Origin of the sequence: Mammaliicoccus sp. G-M28, assembly GCF_022386595.1 — a bacterium.
Lineage (GTDB): Bacteria > Bacillota > Bacilli > Staphylococcales > Staphylococcaceae > Mammaliicoccus > Mammaliicoccus fleurettii.
In genome coordinates, this window is record NZ_JAJNIF010000005.1 from 68,689 (window position 1) to 83,269 (window position 14,581).

Here is a 14,581-nt window from a genome sequence, read left to right on the forward strand (position 1 = left end):
TTGTAATATTCTGGATAGTGCTCCTTAGGTTGTTCTAACTGGCAGAATTCTGAATAGTGCTCCTTAGGAAGCTCCTCTTACGGACATTACTCGGAATTATGTCCCTAACGACACCTCTTACGGACATTACTCGGAATTATGTCCCTAACGACCCTTCTTACGGACATTACTTGGAATTATGTCCCTAACAGCTCCTCTTACGGACATTACTCGGAATTATGTCCCTAACGACACCTCTTACGGACATTACTCGGAATTATGTCCCTAACAGCACCTCATGCGGACATTACTCAGAATTATGTCCCTAACAGCTCCTCTTACGGACATTACTCGGAATTATGTCCCTAACAGTACCTCTTGCGGACATTACTTGGAATTATGTCCCTAACAGTACCTCTTACGGACATTACTTGGAATTATGTCCCTAACAGTACCTCTTACGGACATTACTCAGAATTATGTCCCAGGATTTTACGTTTAACTTATCAAGTTCAAATCAAGCAAGTATATAACGCACGAAGACTCCAAAGATATCGTGCGATTCACAATCTAAATTATGAAGCCTGCTTCTTAATGCTTTTTAAATTCATAGCTTTTATTTAATAGTACATAGAATAAGATGAATGCAACTGATAAGAATATATGTCCTAATCCTGACATACCTGCAATTGCTGGGCTAGCTTCTATTCCTTTTATTGTCATAATTCCGTTTGTCATTTGCATAGCAACTGTTAATAGTAGACCTACGTGATACGTGATGAAGAACCAGTTAAATAGTTTGTGATTTCTTGTTAGGCTAAAGTTTTTCTCTATAAGTAAGAATACTAGAAACATGATTGTACCTAATACGAGCATATGTGTATGCGTAACATTTAATTGAGAGTAGCCTTCGAAGTCGTTAGCTCTGCTCATTTCTCTATAGAATAGTCCACTTAATAATCCTAATGCCGTGTAAATTGCTGAACTGTAAAATAATCTTTTCATTATTGTTTCTCCTTTTAATTGTTTTTATTAACAAATTAAATATTAATACAAATATATGAACTGAATATGAACAACTATATAAAATATTTAAAAATTTAATATTATTGTTATAATGATTATTAACAGAAAAATCAGTACATTTTTTGGGAAGGAAGGATGTCGTGAAAATAACTAAAATATTGAATAACAATGTTGTGATTTCAAAGATTAACGGGGACGAGCGCATTGTTATGGGTGTTGGTATTGCTTTTGGGAAGAAGAATGGCCAAATGTTAGAGAAGGATAAGATTGATAAAGTTTTTCGTCTAACGAGTGCAGAACAAGAACGGATGCTCACTTTAATTAAAGAGTTAGATGATGATGTACTGTTAATTTCTCAAGATATTATAGTTGAGGCTAATAAATTATATAAAGAACCTTTATCAGAATCCATCTATATCGCATTAACTGATCACATTAATTATGCGATAAAGCGTCATAAGGAAGGTACGATCATTAATAATCCTTTGTTATATGAAATTAAACGATTATACCCTCAAGAATTTAACATCGGGTTATATGGTGTTGATAAGATAGATGAACATTTTGGACTGGAGTTGCCAAAAGATGAGGCAGGATTTATCGCAATGCATATTGTGAATGCCAATATGAACGAATCTATTTCGAATGTTTATGAAATTACAAAAATCACGCAAAGTATCGTGAATCTTGTAAGATATCATTTTAATTTAGATATATCAGAAGAAGAGTTGAGCTATGCTCGTTTTATAACGCATCTAAAATTTTTCAGTCAAAGATTGATTAATTCTGAAAGTTTAGAAGAGGTGATGGATGTTTCTTTATTGTCTACTCTTCAGAAAAAATATAGTGAATCTAACCGTTGTGTTGATAAAATAGGTGACTTATTAAAAATAAATTATAATCATGAATTGTCAAATGACGAGAGGGTTTATCTCATATTACATATAGCGAGACTATTGAAATCAAAATGAAAGCGTTGACAAATTAAATGTAAGCGTTATAATAAATTTAAATTAATAAACAATTACTTTAAATAGCTATATGCTATTTGGGATTGTAACTTTAAGTAGGCAAAACCCAGAGTAATGCATTACGAACATTGGGATTCGTATGTATTATTCTGGGTTTTTCTATGTGAAAATGGAGGGATTTATATGAAATATGAAGGGCTAGCAAAGGAAATTGTTGAGAAAGTCGGCGGGGAAGAGAATATTAATTCTTTAACGCACTGTATTACAAGATTAAGATTTCAGTTGAAAGATACCGAGAAAGCCGATACTGAATATCTTAAGAACAAAGACGGGATTGTAACAGTTATGGAATCGGGCGGACAATATCAAGTTGTTATCGGGAACCATGTTCCAGATGTATATGACGCAGTAAGAAAAGAAGCACATATGAGTGATGATTCTTCAAGTGAAAGTACATCAAATAAAGGTTCACTGTTTAACAGATTTATTGATCTTATTTCAGGAATATTCCAACCAATACTAGGCGTGTTAGCTGCAGCGGGTATGATTAAAGGTTTTGCTGCACTGTTTATGGCACTCGGATGGATTTCTGAAGAATCAGGTACTTATCAAATTATGTTTGCAATTGGGGATGCGTTATTCTACTTCTTCCCAATATTCTTAGGAATAACAGCAGCTAAAAAGTTTGGTTCTAATCAATTTATTGGGATGGCTTTAGGAGCAGCGTTAGTATATCCGACACTTGTTGGTGCAATGGCAGCAGGAAATGAAAATGCAACGATGCTATTTAGCGGTACATTCTTTGAATCAGAAACAGCATTAACATTTTTAGGTATACCAGTTATTTCGATGACTTATACACAAAGTGTTATACCGATTGTATTTTCAGTATTTTTTGCTTCGATATTAGAGAAGTTCTTGAAAAAAGTAATTCCAGATGTCGTTAAGACATTCTTAGTACCATTCTTTACATTATTAATTATCGTACCTTTAACATTTATTATTATTGGGCCAATTTCTACATGGGCAGCTAACTTAATCGGGGCCGGTGCGATAGGATTATATAACTTCAGTCCATTAGTGGCAGGTTTACTGATAGGTGCATTTTGGCAAGTGTTTGTTATATTCGGCTTACATTGGGGATTGGTTGCAATTGCGATTAATAATATTTCTACTTCTGGGTTTGATATTATTATTCCTCTTACATTTGCAGCATCATTCGCACAAACTGGTATTGTAATAGGTATATTTTTAAGAACAAAAAATAAACAATTGAAATCATTAAGTATTCCAGCATTTATTTCGGGATTCTTTGGTGTAACAGAACCGGCAATATATGGTATTACATTACCAAGAAAGAAACCATTTATTTATAGTTGTATCGTAGCAGGTATTGCTGGGGCAATGTTAGGTGTTGCTGGTACAAAGATGTATTTCATGGGTGGACTTGGTATCTTTGGGTATACAACATTCATTGGTGAAAATGGTTTAGATACAGCATTCTGGATGTCACTAATTAGCACTGGTGTGGCACTTATCCTTGGCTTGATTGTTGGTTATTTAACACATAGTGACAAAAAAGAAGCAGCGATTGAAAAAGGAAAAGATGCAGGAGAAAATTCTCAAACAGAAATGGTAAATGATGTATTAGTTGAATCACCAGTATCAGGGAAACTAGTAGATTTAGCAACAATTAAAGATCCTGTATTCTCATCTTTAGCAATGGGTAAAGGTATTGCGATAGAACCTGATAATGATATTGTAGTAGCGCCATTTAATGGTGTTGTAGAAAGTTTATTCCCTACAGGACATGCTATCGGATTAAAATCAGAACATGGTGCAGAAGTACTTATCCATATCGGTATTGATACCGTTAAATTAGAAGGTAAATATTTTAAAGCTTTAGTTAAACAAGGAGAAACTGTTGAAATAGGACAACCATTAATTGAGTTTGATAGAGAAGCAATTGCTAAAGAAGGGTTTGATACTGTTATTCCAGTTGTCGTAACCAATACAAACTTAGCAAAAGACATCGTGCTTGAAGAAAATGAAACAATAGAATCAGGGAAACATATACTAACAGTAATTTTATAAGGAGGACTAAATGATGAGTTTAAATAAAGGTTTTTTATGGGGGGGCGCTATTGCCGCTAACCAATCTGAAGGTGCTTATAAAGAAGATGGCAAAGGATTAAGTTTAGTAGATGTATTACCAGCTGGTGACGACAGACATGTACCATTATTTGACCCAGCTAAAGGTTTGCAAGAAACATTTGATTATTACCCAAGTCATGAGTCAATCGATTTTTATCATCGTTATGAAGAAGATATTAAATTATTTGCTGAAATGGGCTATAAAGTATTAAGAATGTCAATTTCTTGGCCAAGAATTTTCCCGAAAGGTGATGAATCTGAACCGAATGAACAAGGTTTAGCATTTTATGACAAAGTGTTTGATACTTTAGAAGCTTATAATATTGAGCCTTTAGTAACTTTAAATCATTTTGATACACCTCTTCATTTAGCGAAAGAATATGGTGGCTGGTATAACAGAAAAACAGTTGATTTCTTTGTGAATTATAGTCGTGTCGTATTTGATCGTTATAAAGATAAAGTGAAATATTGGTTAACACATAATGAAATCAATATGATATTACACATACCTTATATCGGTGGCGGCTTAATTATTGAAGATAGTGAAAAAGCTGAACAAATCAAATATCAAGCTGCACATCATTTGTTAGTAGGTTCAAGCCTTGCTACAAAAGTTGGTAAAGAAATTAATCCTGACTTTCAAATCGGTTGTATGTTAGCGGCTGGAGAAGTTTATCCAAACACATGTCATCCTAATGATATGTTGTCTGCACTTCAAAAAAATAGAGAACAATATATCTTTATTGATGTGCAATCTAGAGGCGAATATCCAAGCTATAGTAAACGCATGTTTGAAGAACTTGGTGTAGAAATTCATCAAGAAGCGGGAGATAAAGCAATATTAAAAGAAAATACTGTAGATTTTATTTCTTTCTCTTACTACTCAAGTCGTTTAGAAAGCGGAGACGATGAAGTGAATAAAGAAAAAGGTGCAGGTAATGCGTTTGCATCCCTAAAAAATCCTTACTTAGAAGCGTCAGATTGGGGATGGCAAATTGACCCAGTCGGCTTACGTGTCACAATGAATGAAATTTATGATCGTTATCAAAAGCCTCTATTCATTGTTGAAAATGGACTTGGCGCTAAAGATGAAGTTACTGATGATGGAAAAATACATGATGAATATCGTATTAAATATTTAAGTGAACATTTAGATCAAATGATTGAAGCAGTTAAAGATGGTGTTGAATTATTAGGTTATACATCTTGGGGATGTATTGATTTAGTTTCAGCTGGAAGCGGAGAAATGAAAAAGCGTTATGGCTTCATTTATGTAGATAGAGATAATCGAGGTAATGGTACTTTAGACCGCACGCCTAAAGATTCATTTTATTGGTATCAAAAAGTGATTCAAACAAATGGTGAAGATTTAAGTTATTAATACAAATTATCAAAGGAGCACTATATATGCATACAAATACTGGATTTAAAGATGGATTTTTATGGGGTGGCGCTACTGCAGCTAACCAAATTGAAGGTGCATTTGATGAAGATGGCAAAGGTTTATCAAGTGCAGACTTTGTAGAATATATTCCGAAAGATCAAAGAACGAAAGACAATCATATGGAAGTAACGACTGAACATATACAAAAAGTGTTGAGTGGTGAACATAATGGTAGATTTCCAAAAAGAGAAGGTATCGATTTTTATCATCATTATGAAGAAGACATTAAACTATTAGCTGAAATGGGATTTAAAGCATTTAGATTATCAATTCATTGGTCTAGAATTTTTCCTAAAGGATATGAGCATGAACCAAATGAAGCAGGGTTGAAATTTTATGAGAATGTCTTTAAAACATTGAAGTCTTATAACATTGAACCAGTCGTAACATTGAGTCATTACGAAACACCTTTTGGATTAACTGAAAAATATAATGGTTGGGTAGATCGAGCAGTCGTTGAGCATTTTGAACATTATGCTAAAACAGTCTTTAAACGCTATAAAGGATTAGTAAAATATTGGATGACATTTAATGAAATCAACATTATAAATATTTCACCGTTTACAGGTGGTGGCATTATTTCAGATCAATTAGATGATCCAAAAGCAGCCTCATATCAAGCATTGCATCATCAACTTTTAGCTTCAAGTTTAGTGACAAAGGCATTAAGAGAAATTGATGGAGATGGTCAAATTGGATGTATGTTAGCACGTATGAAACACTATCCATACACTTGTAATCCAGAAGATGTATTAAAAGCAATGCAAGATGATCAAATGAATCTCTTATATACAGATGTTCATGCATTAGGAGAATATCCAAACTATTACAAACAATTTTTAAAAGAGAACAATATTGAGTTACAAATTGAAGATAAAGATTTAGAAATATTAAAAGCCTATACAGTAGATTACATTTCATTTAGCTATTATATGTCATTGCTTTCTGCAAATAGTGAAGACGGGGAAGTAACAGAAGGTAACTTGATGAACAGTCTGAAAAACCCATATTTAGAAGCATCAGATTGGGGATGGCAAATCGATCCTATTGGAATTCGTATCGTATTGAATGAATTCTGGGATAGATACCATAAGCCATTATTTATAGTAGAAAATGGTTTAGGGGCGAAAGATATAGTAGAAGCGGATGGAAGTATACATGATTCATATAGAATCGATTACTTAGAAAAACACATTCAAGAAATTAAAAAAGCTGTAATAGATGGTGTAGATGTGATGGGTTACTTAGCATGGGGACCAATCGATTTAGTATCTATGTCAACAAGTGAAATGAGTAAGAGATACGGATTTATATATGTAGATAAAGACGATGACGGAAACGGTACAGAAGCCCGATCTAAAAAAGACTCTTACGATTGGTATAAAGAGGTCATCGCAACAAACGGTAAGAACCTATAATATAGAATATTGAGATTAGAAGCTGAGACAAATTACTTGTCTCAGCTTTTTTGATGTTGGAGACATAGATTAAGTCCACTCCCAACTCTAAAAGTTCTTATTATTTGCATTGATGTGAAATGTTTCGGATTATAAAACGAAGTAGATTACACATCTATAACTTTAAGCAAACGCTTACAATATAAACAAGGAGGTTATTTGATTGCTTAGCAAACGTCAAAGAAATATATTGTCATATTTATCAGCTGAGAAGGACTTCGTAATGATCTCTGAATTGGCATCTTTATTTCAAGTTACTGAACGGACGATTCAATATGATTTGGAGTTTATTGAATCGTTTAAAAATGATTTGAATGTTGATGTTGATAGAAATAAAAGTTTGGGCGTCAAATTATCACAAAAAGAAAATTATAATGAAAATTCTAATGTCGAATTGGACATTCATTATTCTAAAAATGAAAGAAAAGAACAGATTATCTTAAGTTTATTTGAATCTTCAAGTCCGATTAGTTCTCAAAGTTTAGCTGATCTTCTTAATGTATCACGCCGAACGGTTGTAGATGATTTGAAGTCTGTACAGCTTTGGTTAGAAGAATATGCTCTTATTCTGGAATATAAAAAGAATAAAGGATTTGTTATTGAAGGTAATGAAAAGAATTTAAGAGAAGCTTATGCCAACGTGGTGAATGAGTATTTCCGTAAATCTACTGCTCAAATTGGAATTGAAATTTTTTCTAAAGATGAACTTGAAAAAATAAGACGTGCTGTCATTACAACAATAAGTGAACAAGATTTTCAATTAGTTCAAGTTGGTATTGATGGATTGATTTATCACATTATTATTGCAATTCATCGCGCGAAAAAGAAATTTGTTTTTGAAATTCCTGATGAAGAGTATGAGAGGTTAAGTAATACGGACGCGTTTAACATTGCAATTCAAATTACCACCGAGTTAGAAAAATTATTTGATATTGAGTTTCCTAAAAGTGAAGCTGCATTTATTACATTACATTTATTAGGTGCTAGGGTAAATAAATTTCATCAAGAAGAAACACAACAAAATTTATCTCATTTATCTAGTTTGTTCATTCAAAAAGTCAGTGCTCAAATAGGTATTCCGCTCATTCACGATCATAAATTGCTGACGGGTCTTGTTACACATTTACAACCCGCCATCCATAGAATGACTTTTAATATGGAACATTCAAATCCATTGAAAAATGAAATCTTAAAAGAGTATCAAGATTTAGTACAAGCGATTAAAAAACAAGTTTGGATATTAGAAGAAGGATATCAAGTTACGTTTAATGAAGATGAAATTGCATATTTAGCACTGCATTTTGCTTCTTCAATAGAACGATTATCTAGCGAAGAAACAACTCAAATTAAAGTCATCTTGTTATGTGGTTCTGGTGTTGGGACTTCACAATTGTTGAAAAGTCGTATTAAGAATATTTATCCAGAATTAGAAATCTTAGATGCTTTTTCAATTTATGATATTTCGGAAAGTTTTCTAAAATCACATGGAGTAGACTATATCCTTTCAACTGTACCGGTTGATGGCTTTTCAGTACCGACTATCGAAGTTTCACCATTTTTAAATAAAGAAGATAGAAATAAAATCAATCACATGATTAATGATTATAGAGAAAGATATATTTCTAGTTTCAAAATGGTTGGACCTAGCTTAGAAGATGTCATACCTGAACATCATATTCAAACACATATTAAAGCTACGAGCAGAAATGAAGCAATCAAAAAAAGTGTACAAACTTTAGTAGATGCAGACCACGTAAATAAACAATATGGTGATGAAATTGTTGACCACCTAGATAAATTTGGGCCTTATATGGTGATTGGACCAAATATCGCATTATTGCATTCAAATTTTGAGAATGTAAATGTTCCTGTAAGTATGTCCATTGTTCATTTTGAAGATGGAATCGACTTTGGACATGAACGATTTGATCCTGTAAAAGTCGTGGTTATACTCGCTACTAGTCAATCTCAAATACATTTGAACGCACTTGGTCAGTTAAGCCAAATCATTATGAATGAAGAAAATAGAAATGAAATGATTAAAGGTAACAAAGAAAGAATATTACAACTCATCAAAACGGTGAGCCAAAATGAGGAGGGTGTCTAAATTTGACCCAAATTATAAAAGAAGAACATATACAATTGAAAGATAAAGTTGCTAACTGGGAAGAAAGTATCCAAATAGCTGCAGCACCATTATTACAGGAAGATTATTTTAATAAGGATTATGTCGATTCAATGATTAAGAGTGTTCATGATATGGGACCTTACATTGTAATTGCACCTGAAATTGCGATTGCACATGCAAGACCTAACGAGAATGTGAATAAAGTAGGATTAAGTTTACTTAAACTAGATGAACACATTAACTTTTCGGACAATAGTCATTTTGCGTCATTAGTATTTGTATTAAGTGCCATCGATAACGAAGCGCATCTCGAAATTTTAAAAAAACTAGCAACAATTTTAAGTGATAAAGAAACAGTTCAATCACTTGTTTTAGCAAAAAATAAATCAGAAATTATAAATATATTTAAGGAGAATGATTAATATGAAAATTTTAGTAGTTTGTGGACACGGTTTAGGAAGTAGTTTCATGGTTGAAATGAATGCACAGGAAGCACTGAAAAATTTACAAGCTCCAGATGATGTTAAAGTTGAACATAGTGACATAATGTCAGCAAGTCCTGATATGGCTGATGTCTTTATCTGTGGTAGAGATTTAGAAGAAAATGCACAAAGATTAGGTGAAGTTGTTGTGCTAGATAACATTTTAGATAAAGAAGAATTACAAAATAAACTAGAAGAAAAATTAAAAGCACTGAACATTTTATAAACAAAGGGGAGACTGCATCATGAATTCAATATTAGGATTTTTTGTAGATGTTTTTAGTCAACCTGCTATACTTGTAGCACTTATCGCATTGATTGGTTTAATTGTACAGAAAAAATCAGCAGCTGATATTACATCAGGTACAATTAAAACAATTCTAGGCTTTCTTGTATTAAGTGCTGGAGCAGGTGTTGTTACAAATTCATTAGAACCGTTCGGGAAGATGTTTCAAGAAGCATTTGGTGTACAAGGTGTCGTTCCAAATAACGAAGCCATTATATCCATTGCTTTAAAAGATTACGGAACAACAGCAGCTTTAATTATGATGTTCGGGATGTTAGTTAATATATTTATCGCAAGATTTACAAACTTAAAATATATTTTCTTAACAGGTCATCACACATTTTATATGGCAGCTTTTCTAGCAATACTGTTAACTGTAGGTAATATTACAGGGACAATGACAGTTATAATGGGGTCAATTATTTTAGGACTGATTATGGCAGTATTACCAGCACTTGGACAATCCACAATGAAAAAAATCACTGGATCAGACCAAGTAGCAATAGGTCATTTTGGAACAGTAAGTTACTGGGCAGCAGGAGAAATTGGTAAATTATTTTCTGGGAAATCAAAATCAACAGAAGATATTAAGTTTCCTAAAGGATTAAGTTTCTTGAGAGAAAGTACAATAAGTATTTCATTAACAATGATCGTACTTTATATTATAGCTGCATTATTTGCAGGACCAACTTTCGTACATTCAGAATTAAGTGACGGTACTAACTTTATAGTATTCTCAGTTATTCAAGGTGTAACATTTGCAGCAGGGGTATTTATCATTTTGACAGGTGTGAGATTAATTTTAGCTGAAATCGTACCAGCATTTAAAGGTATTTCAGAAAAACTCGTACCAAATACGAAACCAGCATTAGACTGTCCGATTGTATTCCCTTACGCACAAAATGCTGTGTTAATAGGATTTTTCGTCAGTTTCGTCACTGGAGTTATAGGCATGTTAATCATGTTCCTTATAGGAGGCGTCGTAATATTACCAGGCGTTGTACCACACTTCTTCTTAGGAGCAACAGCAGGCGTATTCGGTAATGCAAGAGGCGGAATAAAAGGAGCCATTGCAGGATCAGCGTTAAACGGTATATTAGTAACATTCTTACCATTATTACTCCTACCATTTATGGGAGATTTAGGAGCAGCATCAACTACATTCTCAGACACTGACTTCTTAGCAGTAGGAATCGTAGTAGGATATATAGCAAAATTCTTAGGACTAGCAGGCGTAATCGCAATCATAATCATAATTGGCGTATTAGGCGTGTTATTACAAAAACGATCTAACAAAAAAGTAGTAGAAGAGAAGTAAGTAGGATTAGAGAGCACTCCGTCTAGATGACGAAGTGCTTTTTTATGTGGAGATAATCGGAAAGATGAGATATAGTCTGCTTATATTAAGTCGATTTTTGAAAAGATGAGGTAAGTCTTCGATTAATTCGGTAGTTAATCGAAGAAATTGGTTAAGTTGTAGATTAACTCGGTAATTAATCGAAGAGATAGTGTAAGTTGTAGATTAATTCGGTAGTTAATCGAAGAGATTGGTAAAGTTGTAGATTAACTCGATAGTTAATCTAAGAGATGGTGTAAGTTGTAGATTAACTTGGCAGTTAATCGAAGAGATGTTGTAAGTTGTAGATTAACTCGGCAGTTAATCGAAGAGATGGTGTAAGTTGTAGATTAACTTGGCAGTTAATCGAAGAGATGTTGTAAGTTGTAGATTAACTTGGTAGTTAATCGAAGAGATGGTGTAAGTTGTAGATTAACTTGGTAGTTAATCGAAGAGATGGGTAAAGTTGTAGATTAATTCGGTAATTAATCTAAGAGATGGTGTAAGTTGTAGATTAACTCGGTAGTTAATCGAAGAGATGTTGTAAGTTGTAGATTAACTTGGTAGTTAATCGAAGAGTTTAGTAAGAAACAACTCACTATATATGAAAAGATAGTGACTAATGTGTAACATATTGTTGAAATGGTTGATTTAAATAACACAGAGCAAAAAAAGTATTAGGCTTTCAAAAAGAATTATTAAAAAGAAGAGGGAAAATAAAAGATTTGAATAAGCTAAGTGTGATTGGAAATCGAAAAGAACACTTACAATATTCATTGTGTAGTAAAAAATTCTCAAAAAAATGAAGATGGTGTTAGAAAACTATATACTCAACTCATAGAATCTAAAGTAGAAGATAATAAAGAAGAATAAAGTAATAAAAGTGTAAGGAAGAAAATCTTAATATTTAACTTATGATGAGAGTATTTTGACTTACTCGTAATAAGACCATGCTGAGGTGATAAAGACTTCTTTACTATCTTCATTAACTGTATAAACTACCCTGTGTTGGTGATTAATTCTTCTAGAATAACGTTCCAAATGTTTGGGCTGTAACTTTTCAAAAGACTGATTTGGAAAATAGGGATCTTCCTTTAACGTTTCTACAATCTTTAAAAACGGGGTTTTAAGTTGTGATTGTTTGATTTTCTTTAAGTCTGATTTTGCTGAGTTTTTAATAAAAACACTGTAATTACTCATTAGATATTATCCCAATCCAAGGCATCAATATCAGAATAGCCACTACTATCTTTTTCACGTTCTCTAACTTTATCCATAGTTCCTGTTGATTCAAGAAACAATGTTTCTTGAATGCTATTCCAATCTTTTTGTCCTATAATGACTGCATTATTCTCGCTTTTAGAGCCACTTATAAAAACGGGCTCATGACTATCATTAACCTGTTTAAGTAATTCATAGAATTCTTTTCTCGCATTAGTAGGCGTTTTTAGTTTTTTTACAATTTATTGATAGAATTTTGAGAAATATAAAAAAACATAATAATTATACTGCTCTTTCTCATTTATCAAGGAAAGTCATTCTTTATTATTCTGTTGATCTTTATTTTTGTGGTCGTCTGTGCTCTCTTTATTTTCTTCAATCTCTACGGAACAACAAGATTGCTTTTTAGGCTTTAATTTAGAAATAGCTTTTTTAAATGCGTTTTTTTCCATTTTAACACCTCCTTATATATTGATTACTGACGCTACTTGATTCACTATTTATCCTTCTTAAATTTAAACAATCATATTTACAATTAATCCTGTAGCAATAGCTACAACAAAAATTGCGATAACAAATGATACAACAAATTTTTTCTTAAATAACTTAGATAGCAATACAACTTCTGGAATACTTGCCCCAGCACCACCAATTATCAATGCAACAACTGTTCCTAGCGACATACCTTTTGATACTAATGCTTCAGCTATAGGCAACATTTTTTCAGGTCTGATATACATAGGAATACCAATAACAGAAGCAATGAATACAGAGATAATACCATCGCCACTTGCATATTTAGTTATAAATGTTGCAGGTACGAACCCATATATAAATGCACCAATAAACACACCAATGAATAGATAAGGTAGCATTGGGTATAAAAATGCCCACGCATCGTTTAATGCTTGTTTAAAACGAGACCCTGTTTTGTTAGCAAAAAATCCGTCTCCTTTAACATTAACTCCTTTATAACTTTCAGCTAAATTCATTTTTGAAAATATTAGACCTGTTAAAATACTAAAAATTGCTAGTACTACAAAATAAACAACAGCAACTTTCCAACCTAATAAAGCCCATAACATAAACAACATTAAAGGATTCATTAATGGTGAAGCAATCAAGAAACTCATTGCCGGTCCAAAAGGAATTTTAGAATTTAATAGACCTGCGAGTATGGGTATTGTGGAACAGGAACAAAATGGTGTAATAGCACCAAATACCATTCCAAATATATAATTAATCGCTTGGTTAGGTTTGCTCAAAAATCTTTTAATTTTATCTTCTGAAACAACTTGTTGAATTAGACTTACAATAAAGCTCACGATTATGAATAATATTAATAATTCAAAAAACAACATTAAAAATGTTTTTATGAAATCTATAATTGAATCTACCATTAGGATAATGCCTCCGAATTTGTTTAATCAACTTTTTTTGATATATTAATCAAAAAAAGTTGATTAACTTTATATTAAAAGAAGATACTTATAATATCTTACAACAAGTATCTTCATTCAAAACTACCTGTATTTGTTGCTCATTAATTTTATAATAGTTCCATGTACCATGTTTTTCAGCAATAAGAATATTTACAGCTACTAATTTTTTTAGATGATAAGAAAGTTTTGATTGCTTTAGTTCTAATACTTTCTCCAAATCACATACACACAAAGATTTTGTATCGCTTTGACGTATTGAATGCAAAATTTTAAGTCTAATTTTATCAGCAAGTGCATTAAACATCTGTTCATAAAAATCTAATTGTTCTTCCTCAGTTCTATTAGGACTGGATTTAATTACTTCCATTGAATAATCACCTCTTTGATATTTAAATGTCTCTATTTCTGTTTAAGCTCTTTTATTGCTTGGTTAAAATGAGTTTCTGTCATTTCACCATATATATTCGTTTCACCTTTAAAAAACTCTTTCTTCATATATAATATAGCTTTTTTTAGAGAAACTTTCCTTGATATCATAATTAAATTTAAATAACTAACAAAATAATCAACTGACAGTGTACTTGCGTGATTTACTCTCATAAAATTGGACTCCTTTATAAATACTAAAACAATATATCAACTTTTCTTGATGTAT

Annotated in this window: 16 protein-coding genes; 9 read left to right on the plus strand and 7 right to left on the minus strand. The window is 32.3% G+C overall.

Translation table 11 applies throughout. The annotated features are described in order from the left end of the window. Positions 1-570: 570 nt before the first annotated feature. A complete protein-coding gene (locus LQ609_RS06705) occupies positions 571-984 on the minus strand; it encodes a DUF2871 domain-containing protein (protein WP_078357911.1) in 414 nt (137 codons plus the stop codon). 161 nt (positions 985-1,145) lie between these two features. On the opposite strand from LQ609_RS06705, the gene licT reads away from it, so the two are divergent. The 9 genes from licT (at position 1,146) to LQ609_RS12690 (ending at position 12,136) form a co-directional block, all read left to right on the plus strand. After that, complete coding sequence (gene licT, locus LQ609_RS06710) at positions 1,146-1,976, plus strand: BglG family transcription antiterminator LicT (RefSeq protein ID WP_239734487.1); 831 nt, start codon at positions 1,146-1,148, stop codon at positions 1,974-1,976. 183 nt (positions 1,977-2,159) lie between these two features. Continuing rightward, positions 2,160-4,070, plus strand: a complete 1,911-nt coding sequence (locus LQ609_RS06715; protein WP_239734488.1) for a beta-glucoside-specific PTS transporter subunit IIABC — start codon at positions 2,160-2,162, stop codon at positions 4,068-4,070. Positions 4,071-4,083: 13 nt separating this feature from the next. Continuing rightward, the gene (locus tag LQ609_RS06720) at positions 4,084-5,511 is read left to right on the plus strand and encodes a 6-phospho-beta-glucosidase (protein ID WP_275584145.1); all 1,428 of its coding nucleotides are present in this window, start codon (positions 4,084-4,086) and stop codon (positions 5,509-5,511) included. A 26-nt stretch (positions 5,512-5,537) separates the two neighbouring features. Beyond that, positions 5,538-6,992, plus strand: a complete 1,455-nt coding sequence (locus tag LQ609_RS06725; RefSeq protein WP_239734490.1) for a glycoside hydrolase family 1 protein — start codon at positions 5,538-5,540, stop codon at positions 6,990-6,992. Between the two features lie 202 nt (positions 6,993-7,194). After that, complete coding sequence (locus LQ609_RS06730; RefSeq protein ID WP_239734491.1) at positions 7,195-9,138, plus strand: BglG family transcription antiterminator; 1,944 nt, start codon at positions 7,195-7,197, stop codon at positions 9,136-9,138. Between the two features lie 2 nt (positions 9,139-9,140). Then, on the plus strand, positions 9,141-9,581 hold the full coding sequence (locus LQ609_RS06735; RefSeq protein ID WP_107509199.1) for a PTS sugar transporter subunit IIA: 441 nt from the start codon (positions 9,141-9,143) through the stop codon (positions 9,579-9,581). A 1-nt stretch (position 9,582) separates the two neighbouring features. Continuing rightward, a complete protein-coding gene (locus tag LQ609_RS06740; RefSeq protein WP_078357913.1) occupies positions 9,583-9,867 on the plus strand; it encodes a PTS sugar transporter subunit IIB in 285 nt (94 codons plus the stop codon). 19 nt (positions 9,868-9,886) lie between these two features. Beyond that, positions 9,887-11,245: a PTS ascorbate transporter subunit IIC gene (locus LQ609_RS06745; protein WP_078357914.1), complete on the plus strand. Its 1,359-nt coding sequence runs from the start codon at positions 9,887-9,889 to the stop codon at positions 11,243-11,245. Positions 11,246-12,007: 762 nt separating this feature from the next. Further along, the gene (locus tag LQ609_RS12690; RefSeq protein ID WP_275583333.1) at positions 12,008-12,136 is read left to right on the plus strand and encodes a hypothetical protein; all 129 of its coding nucleotides are present in this window, start codon (positions 12,008-12,010) and stop codon (positions 12,134-12,136) included. A 60-nt stretch (positions 12,137-12,196) separates the two neighbouring features. Here the strand turns inward: LQ609_RS12690 and LQ609_RS06750 are convergent, their stop codons facing one another. From LQ609_RS06750 to LQ609_RS06775, 6 genes are all read right to left on the minus strand, one after another. Continuing rightward, positions 12,197-12,463 (minus strand): Txe/YoeB family addiction module toxin, encoded by a 267-nt coding sequence (locus LQ609_RS06750; protein WP_078357915.1) that lies wholly within the window; start codon positions 12,461-12,463, stop codon positions 12,197-12,199. After that, entirely contained in the window at positions 12,463-12,726 is a 264-nt protein-coding gene (locus tag LQ609_RS06755) for a type II toxin-antitoxin system Phd/YefM family antitoxin (protein ID WP_078357916.1), read from the minus strand. Before LQ609_RS06755 ends, LQ609_RS06750 begins: the two co-directional genes overlap by 1 nt. Before the next feature lie 72 nt (positions 12,727-12,798). Then, positions 12,799-12,936, minus strand: coding sequence for a hypothetical protein (locus LQ609_RS06760; RefSeq protein WP_088369003.1), 138 nt, complete (start codon positions 12,934-12,936; stop codon positions 12,799-12,801). 63 nt (positions 12,937-12,999) lie between these two features. Beyond that, on the minus strand, positions 13,000-13,884 hold the full coding sequence (locus tag LQ609_RS06765) for a permease (protein ID WP_239734492.1): 885 nt from the start codon (positions 13,882-13,884) through the stop codon (positions 13,000-13,002). An 88-nt stretch (positions 13,885-13,972) separates the two neighbouring features. Continuing rightward, the gene (locus tag LQ609_RS06770) at positions 13,973-14,293 is read right to left on the minus strand and encodes an ArsR/SmtB family transcription factor (protein ID WP_078357918.1); all 321 of its coding nucleotides are present in this window, start codon (positions 14,291-14,293) and stop codon (positions 13,973-13,975) included. Positions 14,294-14,325: 32 nt separating this feature from the next. Beyond that, positions 14,326-14,526, minus strand: a complete 201-nt coding sequence (locus LQ609_RS06775; protein ID WP_078357919.1) for a hypothetical protein — start codon at positions 14,524-14,526, stop codon at positions 14,326-14,328. Positions 14,527-14,581 lie beyond the last annotated feature (55 nt).

Bases quoted from the DNA above. Each gene is read 5' to 3' on its own strand.
- LQ609_RS06715 (WP_239734488.1), top strand. From the start codon at position 2,160: ATGAAATATGAAGGGCTAGCAAAGGAAATTGTTGAGAAAGTCGGCGGG.
- LQ609_RS06760 (WP_088369003.1), bottom strand. From the start codon at position 12,936: ATGGAAAAAAACGCATTTAAAAAAGCTATTTCTAAATTAAAGCCTAAA.
- LQ609_RS06725 (WP_239734490.1), top strand. From the start codon at position 5,538: ATGCATACAAATACTGGATTTAAAGATGGATTTTTATGGGGTGGCGCT.
- LQ609_RS06740 (WP_078357913.1), top strand. From the start codon at position 9,583: ATGAAAATTTTAGTAGTTTGTGGACACGGTTTAGGAAGTAGTTTCATG.
- LQ609_RS06775 (WP_078357919.1), bottom strand. From the start codon at position 14,526: ATGAGAGTAAATCACGCAAGTACACTGTCAGTTGATTATTTTGTTAGT.
- LQ609_RS06745 (WP_078357914.1), top strand. From the start codon at position 9,887: ATGAATTCAATATTAGGATTTTTTGTAGATGTTTTTAGTCAACCTGCT.
- LQ609_RS06770 (WP_078357918.1), bottom strand. From the start codon at position 14,293: ATGGAAGTAATTAAATCCAGTCCTAATAGAACTGAGGAAGAACAATTA.
- LQ609_RS06765 (WP_239734492.1), bottom strand. From the start codon at position 13,884: ATGGTAGATTCAATTATAGATTTCATAAAAACATTTTTAATGTTGTTT.
- LQ609_RS06750 (WP_078357915.1), bottom strand. From the start codon at position 12,463: ATGAGTAATTACAGTGTTTTTATTAAAAACTCAGCAAAATCAGACTTA.
- LQ609_RS06705 (WP_078357911.1), bottom strand. From the start codon at position 984: ATGAAAAGATTATTTTACAGTTCAGCAATTTACACGGCATTAGGATTA.
- LQ609_RS06720 (WP_275584145.1), top strand. From the start codon at position 4,084: ATGAGTTTAAATAAAGGTTTTTTATGGGGGGGCGCTATTGCCGCTAAC.